This is a genomic window from Bifidobacterium asteroides (assembly GCF_009683175.1).
GTDB classification, from domain to species: Bacteria; Actinomycetota; Actinomycetes; order Actinomycetales; family Bifidobacteriaceae; genus Bombiscardovia; species Bombiscardovia asteroides_H.
Map to the genome: position 1 here is coordinate 180,328 of NZ_WKKW01000004.1, position 19,967 is coordinate 200,294.

Annotated in this window: 14 protein-coding genes and 1 pseudogene; 10 read left to right on the forward strand and 5 right to left on the reverse strand. The window is 60.0% G+C overall.

Translation table 11 applies throughout. From position 1 onward, the window contains the following. Positions 1 to 73: 73 nt before the first annotated feature. Positions 74 to 1,993: a tetracycline resistance ribosomal protection protein Tet(W) gene (gene tet(W) / locus GKC41_RS07010; protein ID WP_000691721.1), complete on the reverse strand. Its 1,920-nt coding sequence runs from the start codon at positions 1,991 to 1,993 to the stop codon at positions 74 to 76. A 605-nt stretch (positions 1,994 to 2,598) separates the two neighbouring features. Here tet(W) and GKC41_RS07020 point away from each other — a divergent pair. The 6 genes and pseudogenes from GKC41_RS07020 to GKC41_RS08870 all read left to right on the forward strand — a co-directional run bounded on the left by GKC41_RS07020 (position 2,599) and on the right by GKC41_RS08870 (position 9,273). Further along, positions 2,599 to 3,324 carry a hypothetical protein gene (locus GKC41_RS07020; protein ID WP_197702167.1) on the forward strand — a complete coding sequence of 242 codons (726 nt, stop codon included), beginning with the start codon at positions 2,599 to 2,601 and terminating at the stop codon, positions 3,322 to 3,324. A 1-nt stretch (position 3,325) separates the two neighbouring features. Then, positions 3,326 to 6,388 carry a type III restriction-modification system endonuclease gene (locus GKC41_RS07025; protein WP_033499421.1) on the forward strand — a complete coding sequence of 1,021 codons (3,063 nt, stop codon included), beginning with the start codon at positions 3,326 to 3,328 and terminating at the stop codon, positions 6,386 to 6,388. Position 6,389: 1 nt separating this feature from the next. Beyond that, positions 6,390 to 7,274, forward strand: a complete 885-nt coding sequence (locus tag GKC41_RS07030; RefSeq protein ID WP_022349656.1) for a DUF4238 domain-containing protein — start codon at positions 6,390 to 6,392, stop codon at positions 7,272 to 7,274. Between the two features lie 24 nt (positions 7,275 to 7,298). Next, complete coding sequence (locus tag GKC41_RS07035) at positions 7,299 to 7,517, forward strand: hypothetical protein (RefSeq protein WP_022349657.1); 219 nt, start codon at positions 7,299 to 7,301, stop codon at positions 7,515 to 7,517. Positions 7,518 to 7,568: 51 nt separating this feature from the next. Further along, a pseudogene (locus tag GKC41_RS09105) lies at positions 7,569 to 8,129 on the forward strand (DUF262 domain-containing protein); the annotation flags it as partial. Between the two features lie 346 nt (positions 8,130 to 8,475). Beyond that, positions 8,476 to 9,273, forward strand: coding sequence for an HNH endonuclease family protein (locus tag GKC41_RS08870; protein ID WP_229281698.1), 798 nt, complete (start codon positions 8,476 to 8,478; stop codon positions 9,271 to 9,273). Between the two features lie 3 nt (positions 9,274 to 9,276). Here GKC41_RS08870 and GKC41_RS07045 read toward each other — a convergent pair whose 3' ends face one another. From GKC41_RS07045 to GKC41_RS07055, 3 genes are read right to left on the reverse strand one after another with little or no spacing between them, the layout of a single operon-like run. Then, positions 9,277 to 9,702 carry a plasmid mobilization protein gene (locus GKC41_RS07045; protein ID WP_022349659.1) on the reverse strand — a complete coding sequence of 142 codons (426 nt, stop codon included), beginning with the start codon at positions 9,700 to 9,702 and terminating at the stop codon, positions 9,277 to 9,279. 5 nt (positions 9,703 to 9,707) lie between these two features. Further along, complete coding sequence (locus GKC41_RS07050; RefSeq protein WP_022349660.1) at positions 9,708 to 10,778, reverse strand: site-specific integrase; 1,071 nt, start codon at positions 10,776 to 10,778, stop codon at positions 9,708 to 9,710. Between the two features lies 1 nt (position 10,779). Next, positions 10,780 to 10,983 (reverse strand): hypothetical protein, encoded by a 204-nt coding sequence (locus tag GKC41_RS07055; RefSeq protein WP_006681531.1) that lies wholly within the window; start codon positions 10,981 to 10,983, stop codon positions 10,780 to 10,782. Positions 10,984 to 11,123: 140 nt separating this feature from the next. On the opposite strand from GKC41_RS07055, the gene GKC41_RS07060 reads away from it, so the two are divergent. After that, complete coding sequence (locus tag GKC41_RS07060; RefSeq protein WP_022349661.1) at positions 11,124 to 11,537, forward strand: helix-turn-helix domain-containing protein; 414 nt, start codon at positions 11,124 to 11,126, stop codon at positions 11,535 to 11,537. Positions 11,538 to 12,155: 618 nt separating this feature from the next. Here GKC41_RS07060 and guaA read toward each other — a convergent pair. Further along, positions 12,156 to 13,718 carry a glutamine-hydrolyzing GMP synthase gene (gene guaA / locus GKC41_RS07065; RefSeq protein ID WP_154313563.1) on the reverse strand — a complete coding sequence of 521 codons (1,563 nt, stop codon included), beginning with the start codon at positions 13,716 to 13,718 and terminating at the stop codon, positions 12,156 to 12,158. A 337-nt stretch (positions 13,719 to 14,055) separates the two neighbouring features. On the opposite strand from guaA, the gene GKC41_RS07070 reads away from it, so the two are divergent. The 3 genes from GKC41_RS07070 to GKC41_RS07080 all read left to right on the forward strand — a co-directional run bounded on the left by GKC41_RS07070 (position 14,056) and on the right by GKC41_RS07080 (position 19,762). Next, complete coding sequence (locus GKC41_RS07070) at positions 14,056 to 16,530, forward strand: phosphoketolase (protein ID WP_154313564.1); 2,475 nt, start codon at positions 14,056 to 14,058, stop codon at positions 16,528 to 16,530. 126 nt (positions 16,531 to 16,656) lie between these two features. After that, positions 16,657 to 18,345, forward strand: a complete 1,689-nt coding sequence (gene pta / locus GKC41_RS07075) for a phosphate acetyltransferase (protein ID WP_324612087.1) — start codon at positions 16,657 to 16,659, stop codon at positions 18,343 to 18,345. A 190-nt stretch (positions 18,346 to 18,535) separates the two neighbouring features. Further along, positions 18,536 to 19,762: an acetate/propionate family kinase gene (locus tag GKC41_RS07080; RefSeq protein WP_154313566.1), complete on the forward strand. Its 1,227-nt coding sequence runs from the start codon at positions 18,536 to 18,538 to the stop codon at positions 19,760 to 19,762. Positions 19,763 to 19,967 lie beyond the last annotated feature (205 nt).

Here is a 19,967-nt window from a genome sequence, read left to right on the forward strand (position 1 = left end):
CTCCTCTCTGATACTGATTTTATCAATGATATTTCGCAATAGCCAGCAATGAACGCTTGCATTGCGCAAGACGTTACATTATCTTCTGAAACATATAGCGCACCTTGTCCAGGCGGCTGTTTGGACGGCGGGGCTGGATGACTGGCTTGCCGACAGCGGCCTGATACCCTTTCAGTTCTGTAAGGCATACGCTCTGCCCGTTGGTGTAAAAGGCCAGATCAGTACGGTATGCCTGTATACAGCGGGCGGGAATCTCGCCAGTAAAGACAACTTCATCCTTTTTTACCTGGACCGTTTCGATGGTGGCACAGTATTTCGGTGCATCATGATAAGCCCTGGAAAGATATTCCCGGGGCGCATAGAGGGTGAAGGAGAGATAAGGTTCCAGCAGTTGCGTCCCTGATTCCTTCAATGCCTGTTCCAATACAATCGGGGCCAATGAGCGGAAGTCCGCCGGCGTGCTGACCGGACTGTAATAAAGCCCGTATTCAAAGCAAATCTTACAGTCCGTTACGTTCCAGCCGAACAAGCCCTGCTCCAGCCCGTAACGGATACCATCCCTGACAGCGTTTTGAAAACTCTGGTTCAAGTATCCCAGCGAAACCCGGCTCTCGTATTGTACACCGGAGCCAAGCGGGAGTGGTGTAACAGACAGTCCGATGGATGCCCAAAACGGGTTGGGCGGCACCTCGATATGGATGGTGTGGCTGGCTGCTTTGAGCGGCCGCTCCATATAAATGACGGTGGGTTCCTTTACCACTGTTTCAAGCTTGTATTTTTCCGACAGCAAAGCGGAAACAACCTCCAACTGCACCCGGCCCAAAAAAGAAAGAATGATCTCATGGGTGATGGAATCCACCTCGCAGCGCAAAAGCGGGTCAGTATCCGCAAGTTGCGTAAGAGCGTCCAGCAGCCGTTCTCTTTGCGCTGCCGTTTTCGGCGCAATCGACGTCCGCAGCATGGGGAGGGGGTCCTCACGCCACCTTTTACGAGGGAGCCGGGTTGGGTCCCCTAATACATCGTTTAACCTCACGCTGTCGCTGGGAAGGATAACAATTTCACCCGGATAAGCGGTGTCTGTCCGAACAATTTCCCCTTTGGATGGAATACGCATCTCTGTGATTTTCAGCTTTTCTCTCCCGGCCAGGGCCACCGTATCCCGCAGGCGCAGCGTTCCGCTGTATAGCCGTAGATAGACACGCCGCTGGCCGCAATCTGTATACTCCACCTTGAAAACGCTGCCGCATAGGGCGGCGCTCCCCTGTTCCCCAATCGGTTGGAACAGCCCTGTCACCGCATCCATCAACGGTTGAATGCCAAGGCCCTTTTTGGCGCTGCCATAATAGACCGGGAACAGGGAGGCGTCTTGAACCCGCCGCTGTTCCTCCCGCACAAGTTTTTCCCGGCTGATTGGTTCTCCTGCGATATACTTTTCCAATAATTTATCGTTATTTTCGATGACCGCATCCCATGCTTCTATGTCGGTATTTTCCTCCAGGACTATTTCCGGGGACAGCGACACCGTCTGCTTGATGATAATATCGGCGGAGAGCTTATCCCGAACAGACTGAACCACGCTCTGCAAATCAACGCCAGCCTGGTCGATCTTGTTGATAAAGATAACGGTGGGAATGTTCATTTTCCGCAGGGCATGGAACAGAATACGGGTCTGGGCCTGCACGCCATCTTTAGCGGAGATCACCAAGATGGCCCCATCTAAAACAGCCAAAGAGCGGTACACCTCCGCCAAAAAATCCATGTGGCCGGGCGTATCCACAATGTTGACTTTACATCTGTGCCACTGGAAGGAAGTGACTGCCGCTTGAATGGTAATCCCACGCTGCCGCTCCAAAAACATGGTGTCCGTCCTCGTTGTCCCTTTTTCGACGCTCCCCGGTTCTGAAATGGCTCCGCTGGCATATAGCAGGCTCTCCGTCAAGGTCGTCTTTCCAGCGTCTACATGGGCAAGAATTCCAATATTGATTATTTTCATGTGATTGTCCTCCCTTTACTGCCCCGAAGGGCATAAAAATCCCCAGCAGTAAAATACTTTTACCACTGGGGATGATAATTTGCGGACATACACATATGCAGCATACACCTGTTTGTGAGTGCTGTTTTTGGGGATATGTCAAAATTGATAAGGCAAAAGTATTCTTAAATTGGGTACAAAAAACTAAGCCCCTACAAAATGGACTATCATAATCCTTTGTTCCCACTATTTGATTATAGTTTTATTTAAGAATACCTTGCCGCATATTTTTTACTCCTTTTCTGGACTTGAATTATTATATCACATCAGTTTTAGGAAAACAAGTATCTAAAAGAAATTTTTCTTCCCCTTATATGTAACAATCATACCGGCTTCCTAACGTTCAGAATGGTTTCTACTGTCTGCTGCGGTGTTTGGTTGGAATTGTCCAGCCAAAAGCCGATCCGTGGTGTTGTCTGCATTTTACTAAATACAAATTCAATGTATACAGAAAGAAATATATAAGGAGTGGGAGGGATTCCGCCGTAGTCGGCATTGTAGGAAAATCCAAAAGTTTAGATTTTCTCAAAATGCTTATCTTTTGGTCTTTGGTTCGGAATAGTGTAGTGCTGGCGGTCTATCTATTGTTTTCGGTTGCTTGCTTCTTTACCGTACATGAGCATTTAAGCACGGGTGATATTGTGCTTGATTTTTTCTCAGGCTCAGCATCGACCGCCCATGCCATGTTCCTGCAGGAGCTCGGAAAAGATGATCGCTATCAGTTTATCCTTGTCCAGCTTCCAGAGCCTTGTGACCCGAAACGCGACGCCTACAAGGACGGGTATGAGACTCTCTGCGACATAGGCGAAGGACGCATTCGCCGCGCAGGCGACAAAATCAAAACCGAGCTCGAGGAATCCAACCGTCAACTCAAGCTTGGCGAGGGACCCAAGCAGCTTCCCGACATCGGCTTCCGTGTGTTCGAGCTCGATGAGTCCGGCATTGAGAAGCCCGAGCCCGGTCAGCTCCTCTTCGACGTGGTCAAGCCCGATCGCTCCGATATGGATATCGTCTTCGAGATGATGCTCAAATGGGGCCTCGAGCTCACGCTGCCCGTCGAGAAGTCTGAAGCCGCGGGCTATCCCATCTGGTCCGTCGCTTGCGACGAGCTCGTCTGCTGCATGTCCCGAGGCCTCACCATTGAGGCGCTCGAGGCCATCGCCGACATGGAGCCCAGGCGCGTTCTCATCCTCGATTCCGTCCTCGACGACACCCTCAAGCTCAACGCCGTGCAGATCTTCAAGCACGCCGGCGAGCGCATGGGCTGTGAGATCGAATTGAGGACGGTCTAGCATGGCGGCGCTCGAGTTCAAGTTCTCATCCGACCAGCAGCACCAGCTGGAGGCCATCGAAGCAACCTGCGACCTGTTCCGCGGACAACAATTTATTGGCAGCGTATTCTCCGCCGATTCCGGCCGCAAAGGCCAGACGGCAATCGGCGAGCTCATGGTCGGCCACGGCAACGAGCTTCGCGTGGCGCCGGGCCAGCTCCTCGACAACCTGCACGCCGTGCAGGAGGAGGGCTGCCTCCCGGCAACCGACGTCCTCACCGATGGGCGCCTGCGAGACTTCACCGTCGAGATGGAGACCGGCACCGGCAAGACCTACGTCTACATCCGCTCCATCTACGAGCTAAACCGCCGCTACGGCATCACCAAGTTCGTTATCGTCGTGCCGAGCGTGGCCATCCGCGAGGGCGTCCTCAAGAGCCTCCAGACCACCCGCAGGCACTTCGAGACGCTCTACGACCGCACGCCGCTCGACTACTTCGTGTACGACTCGAAGGACATGGGGCCGGTGGGTAACTTCGCCACGTCGAGCTCCATCCAGGTCATGGTCATCAACATCGACGCGTTCAACAAGGGCCTCGAGAAGGATGGCACCGCGAAGGAGGGCAACCTCTTCCACCGTCCCAGCGAGAAGCTCACCGGCGGCTTCAGCCCTCGCGAGCTCGTGAGCGCCTGCAAGCCCGTCGTCATCATCGACGAGCCCCAGAGCGTCGACAACACCAAGCAGGCCAAGGCCGCCATCAAGAGCCTGAACCCGCTGTTCGTGCTGCGCTACTCGGCCACGCACAAGCAGGCCTACAACATGATCTACCGCCTCACGCCGGTCGACGCCTTCGAGCGCCACCTGGTGAAGGGCATCTGCGTGGACTCGATCAAGGCCGAGGCGAACCTCAACGGCGCGTACGTGAGGCTCGAGTCCGTCAAGTCCGACCCGTTCTCCGCCAAGGTGTCCATCGACGTGCGCCAGGCCGACGGCACGCAGAAGCGCAAGGCCGTCACGGTGAAGACCGGCAACGACCTCTACCAGAAGAGCGGCGAGAACAGCGACTACGAGAGCGGCTGGGTGGTCAACAACATCGGCGCCGCAGTGGGCGACGAGTTCATAGAGTTCCAGAACGGCGAGGTGCTCGAGCTCGGCGAGGCGCTGGGCGACGTCAACGAGGAGGTCGTCAAGCGCGCGCAGATCCGCCGCACCATCGAGGACCACCTGGCCCGCCAGTTCGAGCTGTGGCCGCGCGGCGTGAAGGTGCTCTCGCTCTTCTTCATCGACCGCGTCGACCGATACCGCGTCTACGAGCCCGAAGTCCACGGCGGCCTGTACGCCCTGATGTTTGAGGAGGAGTACGCAGGTGCCCTGAACTCGAAGGCGCCTCGTCGCATCGCAAAGGCGGCGGGGATCGGCAAGGGCACGTGGCTCGAGTGCTACGAAGCCGTCGGCGCCCCGCTGGTGCGCGACCCCCACGCCGTGCACCAGGGATACTTCGCCAAGGACAAGAAGGGCAAGTTCAAGGACTCCAAGGGAGCCGCCGGCACCGCCGACGACGCCGGGGCCTTCGAGCTCATCATGCAGAAGAAGGAGACGCTCATCTCCTTCCCGGACGGCAAGGACGCGGACAAGGACGTCTCTTTCGTCTTCAGCCACTCCGCGCTCAAGGAGGGCTGGGACAACCCCAACGTGTTCCAGATCTGCACGCTCGTCGAGACAAAGGACAACCTGACCAAGCGCCAGAAGATCGGCCGCGGTCTGCGCCTGTGCGTGAACCAGGATGGCGAGCGCCTGTACGACCCAGAGGCGAACGTGCTCACCGTCATCGCGAACGAGAGCTACGACGACTTCGCCAACGGCCTGCAGAAGGAGCTTGAGGCTGAGGACTTCAAGTTCGGCGTCATCACTCCGGAGAGCTTCACGAAGGTCACGGTCAAGGGCGATGATGGCGTCGAGGAGCGCCTGGGCTACGAGAAGTCCAAGCAGGTCTACGACCACCTCGTCGCGACCGGCATGGTCGACGACAAGGGCGCGGTGACGCCCGAGCTGAAGGCGGCCGCCGAGGAGGGCAAGGTCGAGCTCCCCGCCGAGCTCGAGCCTGCCAAGGAGCAGGTCGAGGCGATCATCATCCACAAGTCCCAGAGGGTCCAGATCCGTGACAAGGCCAAGGAGGTCTCGGTCGAGCTGCAGAAGGACGTCACGCTCGACCCTGCGTTCCAGGCCCTGTGGGACCGCATCCGCCAGCGCACGCGCTTCCAGGTCGAGGTCGACTCCGGCAAGCTCATCGAACATGCCATCGAAGCTGTCGACGGCATGCTCGCCGTGCGCCCGCCCCAGGTGACGAGCGAGCGTGCCTCGCTGGGCATCGACGACGCGGGCGTGAGCGCCGAGGGCACGGGCACCTCCGTGGTGTCCGTTTCGGGAAAGGTGAAATACGACCTTCCCGACCCGATCGCAGAGCTGCAGGACGCCGTCGGGCTCACCCGCGGCACCATCAAGGCGATCCTCGAGGGCTGCAGCCGCCTCGACGAGTTCGAGATCGACCCCGCGACCTTCCTCGCGCAGGTCGGCGACAAGATCAACCGCGTGAAGAACGACCTCATCGCCCAGGGCATCAAGTACGTGCGCCTTCCCGAGGACGAGTGGTACACCATGCGCGACCTCGAGCTTGACGACTACACGGCCTACCTTGGGCAGAACGCGTGGAAGCCGGACATGACGAGCAAGAGCCTGTACAACTACGTGGTCTACGACTCGGCGGGGGTCGAGCGCTCCTTTGCCGAGGCTCTAGACAAGCAGGAGGAGGTTCTCGTGTTCGCGAAATTGCCCTCGGCGTTCAAGATCGACACGCCGCTCGGCAGTTACAACCCCGACTGGGCGTACGTCGAGGAGGCCGACGGCGAGCGCCGCGTGTACTTCGTGACCGAGACCAAGGGCGGCAAGAACGGCGAGCCCGCCCTGCGCGACGCGGAGAAGATCAAGATCGGCTGCGCCAAGAAGCACTTCGAGGCGCTGGACCTCGGAAACGACTTCCATTACAACGTGCGCACGACCTACCAATACGAGGCGGTGAAGGCTTAGGATGTCGAAGCTGCCCGGAAAGATGACGCGAAAGCAGCACTGGGTGCCGCGGTTCTACCTGCGCCATTTCGCGGATTCCTCCGGGCAGCTTCATGCCTACAGCAGACAGAAGGGCTCCTTCTTCCGCACGAATTGCGAGAACCTTTGCAGCATGCGCGATCTTTATGAGGTCGAGCATGCCGATGCGACAGGCGATGCGACAGACAGATTCTATGCGCAGAACCTCATCGAGGTTAAGCTATCTGAGCTCGAGAGCCGCATCGCGCCGCTTTACGATCGCTTTTTGGAACGCCAGAAAGAAGACCAGTGCGAAGACGAAGGGTATTCTGATGGGAAAGCCGCCGTTTGCGAGCTGGCAGCAAATATCATCGTCCGGCACCCTATCAGTATGCGCGTCGACAAGAAATGGTCACGCGAGACTGCCGAAGAGCTGCTCAGAAACGTTCATCTGACACCCTATGAGCTCGGCTTGCTCGATTGGTCGGATTGGCGCGGGGATTCCCAAGCGGTGGTCGAGCTTGCCGCCGCCGCAACCATGCTCTTCTCCAACGATGATATTGTGCCAGTTAACCGTATTCGAAAGGCTTTTTTTGAGAAGAGCTTCTCCATCCTTAGGGCACCCGTCGGCTCAGGGTTCGTTACGACGTCGATGCCTATGTTCATCATCGGGCCCGAGGACGACTCGTACGATTTTCATCTCGCGTATATGCCGTTGAGCAGTGAGTATGCTGCGGTCTTTTCAGATGACCCTCTATTTCCGCCGTTTGCGAGACTCGGTTTTTCGGGCGTCGAGTTCATGAACCGACTTCTTCTGCTTAACTGCGAGCATTGGGATGTCGCCATATCGAGGGGAAGCGGCCCGCTCGAGCACGCGGTACGCGATTGAAGTCAAGCGAACAGTGCCGAATTCATGCACGAGATGTTCACGCGCGACGGCAGGGAGCTATCCCTCGACACAGTGATCTACGACCGCTCGAAGAAGAAGGGGCAGACGATGATCGATACCATCGACCGTGGCTGCCTCGAGGGCGGCTGCCTTGATGACGAGGACCTGCGCATCATCTTCGAGCACCTTCTGGGGAGAAGACGGCAAGGACCGGGAACATTAAAGGGTCAAGCAGCGTATTGATAAAATTGACCCCGCCAGCAATAACCGCAAAGGATAGATAGGGCTTTAAGGATGGATGCAGGAAAAGCAACGATAAGCGGCGTGTTCAACGGATCGCGCCTGCTCGAAATACCTTTTTACCAAAGGGCGTACGTCTGGGGAGAAGAGCAATGGGAGCGTTTCCTCGGCGACATGGAGTTCGTCACGGCCTCGAAGCGGCCCTATTTCCTGGGCTCCATCATCCTGAAGCAGGCCTCCTCCGGCAACACCTGGTCCGAGGTCTCCGAGGTTCGCACCGTCATCGACGGCCAGCAGCGACTCACGACCATGGTCATCTTCTTCAAGGCACTCTGTGCAAAAAACGGCACCAACAATTTGTTTGAGCGAGATTTCGTCCTGGAGACCGGCGATGTCGCCTTGCGGCACGGCAAGTACGACCGGCAGGATTTCGAAAAGGTCGTCAGCGCCACGGGCTGCGAACCCCTCGAGGGCTCCTCGGCCATCGTCCTTGCCTACAACTACTTCCTCAAGAATATCGACCCGGAGAAGGTCGACAGGAACACGATCAAGTCGAACGTCCAGTTCGTCTGCATCGATCTTACCGAGGGCGAGGACGAGCAGCAGATATTCGACACCATCAACTCGCTCGGGGTGCGCCTGACGACGGCGGAGCTCCTTAAGAACTACTTCTTCAACCGCGAGAACGAGCAGGCGTTCAAGGAGTGCTGGGAAGACGTCTTCGAGCCCACGGCTGAGAAGAGGGAGTATTGGGAAGCAGGAGATCGTTACCGGGCGCATCAAGCGCACGCTCGTCGACCTCTTCTTCGACGCGTTCCTCCAGATTCTGGTCCAGGACAAGAGGCGTGGCGTCACGACCGAGGACAAGCTCTTCTATTCGCGTACTTCGAACCTCTTCCAGTCCTACAAGGATTTCATCGGCAGGTACTGCAACGGCGACAAGGTCGAGATTCTCGACAACATGAAGGCGTATGCCGAGGCGTTCGAGTCCACGTTCGACCCTGGCTACTGCGACGCGGACATCCCCTCCGCTTCCGGCGTCGAGCGCCTGAACGTGCTGATATTCGGCCTCAAGAACTCGACGCTCATCCCGTACGTGCTCTACGTTCGAAAGAACGCGGAGTCTTCGAGCGAGGAATCTAAGATCTACGCCCTGCTTGAGAGCTACATCGTCCGCCGAATGCTGGTTCAGGCGACCACGAAGAACTACAACAGGCTGTTCACCTCGCTGATCTTGAACGAGGTGAAGGACGCGGAGGCGCTGAGGAAGGCTCTCGAAGCCAATGACGAGGCGACGACGTACATGCCCGGCGACGCCGAGGTTCGAGCGGCATTCGAGGAATCGTGTCTGTACAACCTCCAGTCCAAGGGCGTCCTCTATCTGCTGGAAAGCGCCATTCGTCCGGGCATGAGCAGCACGGCCCTGCTCGGGTTCAACCAGTACACCCTCGAGCACATGATGCCCAAGAAGTGGCGCAACAAATGGGGAGCCCTCGACGATGAGGCTGCCACGCGAAGGGACCGGAAGCTCCTCACGCTCGGCAACCTCGCCATCATCACGCATTCGCTCAACGCCTCCATCCGCGATGCCGATTGGCCCACCAAGAAGCAGGGAAAGGGATACAAGGACGGCCTTGCCCTCTGCGCCGCCGGCCTTGCGACCATGGCCGGCGCCCTAGAGAAGGAGTCTTGGAACGAGGGCGATATCGCCGATCGCGCCGAATGGCTTGCGGACAAGGCGTTGGAGGTCTGGCGCTAGGCCCTACCTGCGTCCCATCTCGAAGATGCTTGCGGTGTCGGAACCCGCATCGATGACGGATGGAACCGGCTCTTCCAAAAACGTAGTTCGTGGCGATGTCTCTTCCGTCGGCGCGTCAAGAGGCTCGCCGAGCGCTAGGAAGAACCTCATCACGTGCTCAATTCTCTGTTGCAGGGACTCGCTCAGCTCGCCGTAGGAGGCCGCCAGCCGCACCTCCTTGGCCAATTCCGCCATCGAGTCCCTCAGTGCCTTCTGCACGCTCACGGAGGGCCTCACCTCGACCTGGGTATCGGTGAGCTTGGCGATGATGTAGTCCTGCCTGTTCATGCCGCTCCAGGCTGCCATCTCGCATATGAGCTTGCGCTCCTCGGGCGTGCAGCGGAACGCCATCGTCTTGCTGCGCTTGCGGGCGCTGTTCTCGCACGGCATCCTTCTTACCCCCTCGCCCCGTCGAGCGCGGCGGCCATCTCGTCCTGCTTCGTGGGGAACAGGTGCGCGTAGCGGTAGGTGATGTCCACCGCCTCGTGGCCCATGCGCTCGGCGATGGCCAGCGCGGAGAAGCCCATCTCTATCAGCAGGCTCACATGGCTGTGGCGTATGTCGTGTATGCGGATGCGCTTCACGCCCGACGCCTTGCACCCGCGCTCCATCTCGTGGGCCAGGAAGTGCTTGGTCACGGCGAACAGGCGCTCGTCGGGGGCGACGTCGTCGCGCATCTCGATGAAGTCCGCCATCTCGTCGCGCAGGAAGGCGGGCATGACGATCGTGCGCACGGACTTGGGCGTCTTGGGGTCGGTCACGGTGTCAACGCCGTTGAGGCTCTGGTACGACTTGTTGATGCGCAGCCGCGAGCTCTCCAGCATGAAGTCGGACGGCGTGAGCGCCAGGAGCTCGCCGCAGCGTATGCCCGTCCAGTAAAGCAGCTCGAAGGCGTGGAATGAGAGAGGCTTGTCCATGACGGCCTCGCTGAACCTCAGGTACTCGTCCTTGGTCCAGAACTGCATCTCGCCGCCCTTCTTCGAGCCTATCTTGTCGACCCTGCGCACCGGGTTGTCGCTGAGGCCGTAGTAGCGCTCGGCGTGGTTGAAGATGGCGTTGAGCTGGTTGTTCACTGTGCGCAGGTACGTCGGTGCCCAGGGCTTCCCGTCGGCGTCCCGGTGCTCGGTGAGCTCGTTTTGCCACCTGATGACGTCGATCGGCCTCACGTCGCACATGCGCATGTCCCCGAAGAACGGCACGAGCTTGTCGTTGATGATGTACTCCTTGGTGATCCACGTGTGCTCGCGTATGCGCGGCTTCACCTCGGAGGCGTACACCTCGACGAACTCGGAGAACGTCATGTCCATGGCCCCGCCGTTAAGGCTCTTGAACTGGCTCTCCCACACTGCGGCCTCCACCTCGGAGGAGAAGCCGCGCTTCGTCTTGTGGCGCTTCGAGCCGCGGGCGTCGCGGTAGTAGCACTGCACGTAGAACGTGCCGTTGCCGTCGTCCTTGTACACGGGCATGTCAGTCCACCTCCGGGAAGTACAGGGCGTCGAAGACGTCGCTTCGAACGCGCCCGCGGATGACCACGCGCCCGCGCGCCTCCTGCTCGGCGTTTATCTTCCTGATCACCTCGTAGGCGCTGCCTTTCTTGATCCTCAGCAGCTCCGCGACCTCGTCGGCGTCCAGCATGTGCGGCCTCGGCGTCTTCGCCACCTTCTCGTCCATGGCTCCTCCAATCAATGGCGTACGGATACGTACGTTTCACAGATTCAGAGTAAACGTACATATCTGTACTGTCAATAGAATTGCGTACATTTGCGTACGCTGATAAGATGTGCTGGTACGTAATTCCAGGAGGAGGGCTCATGTCCGTAGGCGAGAACATAAGGCGGTACCGCAAGTCGCGCGGCATGACGCAGGCGCAGCTCGCCGAGGCGGTCGGCCTGACCGAGGGGGCCGTGCGCCACTACGAGAGCGGCATCCGCGCCGTGAAGCCCGAGCTGCTCGAGTCCATCTCCGCGGCGCTCGGCGTGTCCGTCAACGCCCTCAAGGATTACGGCGTCGAGACTGCGGGCGACCTCATGTCGCTGCTCGTGCGGCTCGAGGACTCCTTCGGCATCGTGCCCGCAGCCGACGGCACGGGCCTCTCCCTGAACCCCAAGGCGCCGCACGCGCCCAAAGCCGCGATGGCGATCGAACTGTGGGCAGAGAAGCGCGCGCAGCTCGAAAACGGCAAGATCGACGCCGACGAATACGAGGACTGGAAAGCCTCGCTGTAGCGGCTCTCCGCATTTCGCGATCAACGCAACCGAATCAGGACGGTGGACCAGGCGGCGAGCGCCGCTCGGGCCTGCGTAAGCTGAGTTTTTACTCCCCATTGCATGCCAAGGCATTTCCGGCGCACCTGGGGAGTAAATGACGCGGTGGCTTACACGGCGGCACGCGGCAGTACGCCGCGGCATTTCCCCTGGTTACTCCCGTTTTCATTGAGGCGGCGAGATTCTTTACTCCCCATTAACCACCTGGGAAAACGCTGTGAGAAGACCGCCGAAAAGCCTATTGAGTTCGATTTGAGTTTCACAGGCCCCGAAACGGCCCCGTTTGGCTCTCGGAGACAAAAATCGCGCGTCTACTCACTTGGGATGAATCCTTACTCCCGTTCCTCCGAATGCCGCACCGTGCCTTGCCGTCTTGAAACACGGGGGAGTAAATTGCGAAATCGCAGGTGAAAGGGAGTAAAACGACAAAGAAAAAGCCTCCGTCCCAACGCGGGAACGGAGGCTCGGTTATCGTATTTACTCACCAACATCGCTGGCGGCTTTGCCATGACTCTCGTACGAAACGAAACTCAGCGGCACAGTGCGGCACTCAAAAATGCAGGTCAAAACCCTATCAGCCTACTCCCACTCGATGGTTGCCGGAGGCTTGGAGGTGCAGTCCAGGACCACGCGGTTGATGCCCGGGCACTCGTTGGTAATGCGCGTGGAGATGGTGGCCAGCACGTCGTAGGGCAGACGGGTCCAGTCGGCAGTCATGGCATCCTCGGAAGAGACCGGACGCAGCACGATCGGCGAACCATAGGTACGCTCGTCGCCCTGCACACCTACTGAATGCACATTGGCCAGCAACACCACCGGGCACTGCCAGATCTGCCGATCCAGCCCAGCCTTGGACAGCTCTTCACGGGCAATCGCATCGGCCTCACGCAAGGTCTCCAAGCGTTCCTGGGTGATCTCGCCGATGATGCGGATGCCCAGACCGGGGCCCGGGAAAGGCTGACGCCAGACGATCTGGTCAGGCAGGCCCAGTTCGGTGCCGATGGCCCGGACCTCATCCTTGAAGAGGGTGCGCAGGGGCTCGATCAGCTTGAACTTGACATCCTTGGGCAGACCGCCCACGTTGTGGTGGGATTTGATATTGGCCGCTCCGTCTCCGCCGCCGGACTCGACTACGTCCGGATAGAGCGTGCCCTGCACCAGGAACTTGACCTCCTTGCCGGTCTTGCCGGCTTCCTCGATCACCTGCCGCTGGGCCTTTTCAAAGGTGCGGATGAACTTCTCGCCGATGATTTTGCGCTTGCGCTCAGGCTCGGAAACGCCCTTGAGGGCAGTCAGGAAGTCCTGCGAGGCATCCACGGCGATCAGCTTGATGCCAGTGGCGGCCACAAAATCATGCTTGACCTGCTCGGCCTCCCCCTTACGCAAGAGCCCATGATCCACGAAGACGCAGGTCAGCTGGTCGCCGACGGCCCGGTGGACCAGAGCGGCCGCCACGGCTGAATCTACGCCGCCCGACAGGCCGCAGATGACCTGGTCGTCACCCACCGTGCGACGGATCTTCTCCACCTGCTGCTCGATGATACCCGAGGCGTTCCAATCCGACGGCAGTCCGGCGCACTGATGCAGGAAGCGGTCGATCAGGTCCTGCCCCAGAGGGGTGTTGGTGACCTCGGGATGCCACTGGACCCCGTACAGCCCCCGGGAAGGATCCTGCATGGCCGCCACCAGAGCACCCTCGGTATGCGCCAAAACCTCAAAGCCTTCGGGCGCACGGTTGACGGCGACGCCATGGCTCATCCATACATCCTGCCGCGCCGGCGAATCCTGCAGTATTCCCTTGGCGCTGTCGATGAAGGCCTCGGTCTTGCCGTACTCCCCCAGGGCCGCCTTGTCCACCTCGCCGCCCAGCTCATGGGCCATGACCTGGAAGCCGTAGCAGATGCCCAGCACGGGCACACCCGCCTCGAAAATCCTCTTGTCGATGGTCGGCGCCCCGTCCACGTAGACGGAGGCCGGTCCGCCGGAGAGGATGACCGCCTTTGGATCCTTGGCCAGCATCTGATCCAGGCTCATCGAATGAGGCACCAGCTCGGAGTAGACCCCCGCCTCCCTGACTCGACGAGCGATCAGCTGGGCGTACTGCGCACCGAAATCGACCACCAGGACGGGACCCTGTGCCATAAGACTCCTTATATATATGTATGCTGTATCTGCCACGGATGTCCGGAAGCGACGATTCAACGCTCTCGGACAAGTCCAGTATGGTTGCAGTTTTCGACAATGCTACCGTCATTGAGCCCTCATCGGCACCCCCGGCGGAAATTCCTGTCTGCAAGCAGACAATTCCCTCGCATTTTCTCACAAGAGCGAACACACACTGCAAGAAAACGTTCAGAAAAGTCTGCTCGTTCACGTACCATGTAGGCATTGGGTACGAACCCGACGGATGCCTGAAATGACACCGTACGAGCCCGTAACCGAAGTAAATAAACAATCGCACTATAGTGCAGGAGTACACATGACGAATCCTGTTATCGGCACCCCTTGGGCGAAGCTGGAGACCCCAATCGCCGAGGAGACCCTCGAGGCCGTCGACAAGTATTGGCGGGCGGCCAACTATCTTTCCATCGGACAGATTTATCTTCGCAGCAACCCCCTGATGAAGGAGCCCTTCACTCGGGAGGATGTCAAGCATCGTCTGGTCGGCCACTGGGGCACCACCCCCGGCCTGAACTTCCTGCTGGGCCATATCAACCGTCTGATCGCCGACCATCAGCAGAACACCGTTATCATCATGGGCCCCGGCCACGGCGGCCCCGCCGGCACCTCGCAGTCCTACCTGGATGGCACCTACAGCGAGTACTACCCCAAGATCACCAACGATGAGGCCGGCTTGCAGAAGTTCTTCCGCCAGTTCTCCTACCCGGGCGGCATCCCCTCCCACTTCGCGCCTGAGACCCCCGGATCCATTCACGAGGGCGGCGAGCTGGGCTATGCCCTCTCCCACGCCTATGGCGCCATCATGAACAACCCCAGCCTCTTCGTGCCCTGCATCGTGGGCGACGGCGAGGCCGAGACCGGCCCTCTGGCCACCGGCTGGCAGTCCAACAAGCTGGTCAACCCCCGCACCGACGGCATCGTCCTGCCCATTCTGCACCTGAACGGCTACAAGATCGCCAACCCGACCATCCTCTCGCGCATCTCCGACGAGGAGCTGCATGAGTACTTCCATGGCATGGGCTATGAGCCCTTCGAGTTCGTTGCAGGGTTCGACGACGAGGACCATCTGTCCATCCACCGCCGCTTCGCCGACATGCTGGAGACCGTCTTCGACAAGATCTGCGACATCAAGGCCCGGGCCGAAACCGACGACATGACCCGTCCCTTCTACCCCATGATCATCTTCCGCACCCCCAAGGGCTGGACCTGCCCCAAGTTCATCGACGGCAAGAAGACCGAGGGGTCCTGGCGCGCCCACCAGGTGCCGCTGACCTCCGCCCGCGACACCGAGGCCCACTTCCAGATCCTCAAGAACTGGCTGGCCTCCTACAAGCCCGAGGAGCTTTTCGACGAGAAGGGCGCCCTGCGTCCCGAGGTCACCAGCTTCATGCCCAAGGGCGACCTGCGCATCGGCGAGAACCCCAACGCCAACGGCGGGCGTCTGCTCAAGCCGCTGGAGCTGCCTGACATCCACGACTACGAAATCGACATCAAGAAGCACGGCCATGGCTGGGGCGCCACCGAGGCCACCCGCGTCCTGGGCTACTACACCCGCGACGTACTGGCCAAGAACCCCACCGACTTCCGCATCTTCGGGCCCGACGAGACTGCATCAAACCGTCTGGCCGCGGCCTATGAGGTGACCAACAAGCAGTGGGATGCCGACTACCTGTCGGAGCTGACCGACGAGCACATGGCCCACACCGGCCAGGTCATCGAACAGCTCTCCGAGCACCAGATGGAAGGCTTCCTGGAGGGCTACCTGCTGACCGGACGCCATGGCATCTGGAGCTCCTACGAGTCCTTCGTGCACGTCATCGACTCCATGATCAACCAGCACGCCAAGTGGCTGGAGGCCACCGTCCGCGAGATCCCGTGGCGTAAGCCCATCGCCGGCCTGAACCTCCTGGTCACTTCGCACGTCTGGCGTCAGGACCACAACGGGTTCTCCCACCAGGATCCTGGCTTCGTCGACATCCTGCTGAACAAGAACTTCAACAACGATCACGTGGTCAACATCTACTTCCCCGCCGACGCCAACATGCTGCTGAACGTGGGCGAGCGTTGCTATAAGTCGACCAACTGCATCAACGCCATCTTCGCCGGCAAGCAGCCCGCCGCCACCTACCAGAGCGTGGACGAGGCCGCCGACGAGCTGGAGAAGGGGGCCGCCCGCTGGGATTGGGCCTCCAACGCCAAGGATGCCGAGGATGCTGATGTGGTCATCGCCACTGCAGGTGACATCCCCACCCAGGAGGCCCTGGCCGCCGACGACATGCTGCAGAAGCTGGGCGTGAAGGTCCAGTTCGTCAACGTGGTCGACCTGCTGAAGATCCAGGATGCCGAGGAGAACGATCAGGCCCTGTCCGACGAAGAGTTCACTGAGCTCTTCAGCAAGGACAAGCCGGTCCTGTTCGCCTTCCACGCCTACCCCGGCTCCATCTACCGCCTGATCCACGGACGTCCCAACCACGACAACTTCTCCGTGCACGGCTACGAGGAGCAGGGCTCCACCACCACGCCGTTCGACATGGTGCGCGTCAACAACATGGATCGCTGGTGCCTGGCCGCCTCCGCCCTGAAGCTGGTGGACGCCGACAAGTACGCCGACCAGATCGACAAGTGGACCAAGTTCCGCGACGAGGCCTTCCAGTTCGCCGTGGACAAGGGCTACGACCACCCCGATTACACCGATTGGGTCTGGCCCGATGCCAACCGCGCCGGTCAGGAGACCATCTCCGCCACCGCCGCGACCGCCGGAGACAACGAGTGATACGCTGATCCGACTCTGGAACCGCCCGTCATGCGCAGCCCGCATGGCGGGCGGTTTCTGTATACTGGACAAGGTTGTGAACAAAGCAGTCATCAAGGCAACCACGTCCGGACAGGAGAAGACACAGTGAGTCTTGCAAGCATCACCATCATCAGCCCAGAAGCCGCCAACGGCCGCAATGTCGTGGCCTACGGCCTGACCAAGGCCCTGAGCGCCAAAGCCAAAACGGCCGTATTCAGGCCAATCGCCTGCAGGAAGCACCCATTGACCCCGGAACTGGTTGCAGCCAGCTCATTCCCCGACACTGATCCGGAGATCTGCCGTGGCAAGTGCCCCGGACACGCCACTGAGGATCCCACGCAGACCCGGGCTGATGTCCTCAATGCCTATGACGGGCTGGTGGAGGCCACCCATCCCGAGCGCGTCCTGATTGTGGGCAGCGATGCCTCAAAGCTCTTCGACCCCGGCCTGTTCGCTCTGAATGCGCAGATCGCCGCCGACCTGAGGTCCCCGGTCATGCTGGCCGTCTGCACCATCGGCAGGGAACCCGGCCAGGTCATGAAGACCGTGGCCGCCTGCCGTCGGACCATCGAGGCCCAGGGAGCCGTGCTTGCCGGAGTCTTCATCACCGGATGCCAGACCGAGCAGAAGGCGCCTCTCACCCAGGCCTTCCAGGAGTACGACCTGCCGACCTGGACCGTCTCCAAGATGGACTTCGACACGGATCCGTCCGCCGATCAGGCCCGCCAGGCCACCAGTCAGACATTCCAGCAGGAGGTTGATGTCGACCAGGTACTGAAGGCGGCCGAAGCCGCCAGTCCCAAGGCCACTACCCCAGTAGCTTTCCAGAACGACCTGTTGGCCAAGGCCAAAGCCAACAAGAAGACCATTGTCCTGCCCGAGGGCGGCGAGGACCGCATCATCAAGGCGGCCGACTACCTGCTGGCCCGCAACATCGTCGACCTGATCATCGTGGGCGACAAGGATTCCATTCTGGCGCGCGGCAAGGAGCTTGGCCTCAACAACCTCGACAAGGCCTCCTTCCAGCCCATGGACGACGAGCAGGTGCTGGCACCCATGGTCGATCGCCTCTGCCAGCTGCGCGCCAAGAAGGGCATGACCCCGGAGCAGGCACGCAAGCAGCTGGCGGATCCTTCATACTTCGGCACCATGCTAGTCGTGCTGGGCAAGGCCGACGGCCTGGTGTCCGGCTCCATCAACTCCACAGCCAATACGGTCCGCCCAGCCCTGCAGGTGATCAAGACCAAGCCGGGCGCCTCGCAGGTCTCCGGAGCCTTCCTCATGTGCTTCCCCGACCATGTGGCGGTCTTCGCCGACTGCGCCATCAACCTCAACCCATCGTCCGAGCAGCTGGCCGACATCGCCATCCAGTCGGCCCAGACCGCCCGCTCCTTCGGCGTGGACCCGCGCGTGGGTATGCTCTCCTACTCCACCCTGGGATCAGGCAAGGGCCCGGATGTGGACCTGGTCGAAGAGGCCACCCGCCTGGCCAAGGAGAAAGCACCGGACCTGCCCATCGTGGGCCCCATCCAGTTCGACGCGGCCTGGTCCCCCACTGTGGCCGCTACCAAGGCCAAGGGCGATCCGGTTGCCGGAAAGGTCAACGTCTTCGTCTTCCCCAGCCTGAGCGCCGGCAACATCGGCTACAAGGCCGTACAGCGAACCTCGGGCGCCCTGGCCATCGGACCGGTCCTACAGGGTCTGAACAAGCCGGTCAACGACCTCTCCCGCGGCGCCTTGGTGGCCGACATCATCAACACCGTGGCTCTGACCACCGTCGAGGCCCAGGACTAATCACCATCCCTATAACGTCTATATAAACCTCTGGGGCTGCTGTTGGATCCTATTTTCAAGAAGGGTCCGGCAGCAGCCCCAAAACCATGTCGGCCTGGCAATATACCGCGCCTTGTAAGGGCCGACGAGTAATCTTGAAGACTGATTGAGGAGCGCAGGCTCTATACAAGCACATCAGGAGGATGCCCCAATGGCGAAAACCGTCCTAGTCATCAATTCGGGTTCAAGCTCGATCAAGTACCAGCTGGTCGATCTGGAGACCAGCCAGAGCCTGGCCTCGGGTCTGGTCGAGAAGATCGGTGAGCCCACCGACGGCCATTACAAGCACGAGGTCAACGGCGAGAAGCATGAGCTTGAGGAGCCCATCCACGACCATGAGGTCGGGCTCAAGCGCGTCCTGGGCTTCTTCAAGGAGTATGGACCTGATCTGGACAAGGCCGGGATCATCGCCGTCGGTCACCGTGTCGTCCAGGGTGGAGCCATCTTCCCCAAGCCTGCCCTCCTGACCCAGAAGACCCTGAGCCAGGTCAAGGACCTTGCCGTGCTGGCCCCCTTGCACAACGGACCCGAGGCCGAGGGCGCCGAGGTCATGAGCCGGCTGATGCCGCAGACCCCGCAGGTCTTCGTCTTCGACTCCTCCTTCTTCTTCGAACTGCCCAAGAAGGCCTCCACCTACGCCCTTAACAAGGACATCGCCAAGCAGTACCACATCCGTCGTTATGGCGCCCATGGCACCAGCCATCAGTATGTGGGCCAGCTGGTTCCCGGTCTGCTGGGTAAGCCTGCAGAGGGCCTGCGACAGATCGTCCTGCACATCGGCAACGGTGCTTCCGCTTCGGCGCAGGTCTCCGGGCATCCCGTCGAGACCTCCATGGGCCTGACCCCTCTGGAGGGCCTGGTCATGGGCGGCCGCACCGGCGACATCGACCCTGCCGTCGTCTTCCACCTGATCCGCAACGCCCACATGAGCGTTGACGAGCTGGACACCCTCTTCAACAAGCGCTCCGGTATGACCGGCCTGACCGGCCATGGCGACATGCGCGAGGTCCACAAGCTGATCGCCGAGGGTGACGAGGACGCCAAGCTGGCCCTGGACATCTACGTCCACCGCATTGTCGGCTACATCGGCAACTACACGGCCCAGATGGGCGGCCTGGACGCCATCACCTTCACGGCCGGCGTGGGCGAGAACGATGAAATCGTGCGCCGCCGGGTCATCGAGCAGTTGGAGCCCTTCGGCGTGAAGCTGGACCAGGAGAAGAACGACCAGCGCTCCAAGGAGGCCCGGATCATTTCCACCCCCGACAGCACGGTAGCCGTCTGCGTCATCCCCACCAACGAGGAACTCTCCATCGCCCGTCAGGCCGAGGTCGTCGCCAGCCAGGGCGATGCCTACGGCAACAAGTTCCAGGCCTGACCGCTGACCCGACCTCTTCTATCATCTCAATCCGATTGTTGGTTGAATGATGGATGTTTGAGGCCCAGGTTTGGTCCTAAGGATTTGGCCTTAAGAACCAAATAGGCCGGTGACCACATACTGTGGTTGCCGGCCTTCTTGTATATGGGCCTATAGGAACTAAACGCGTTGTTTTAGGTTCTGTGTGTGGGTTTGGTTGTGTGTT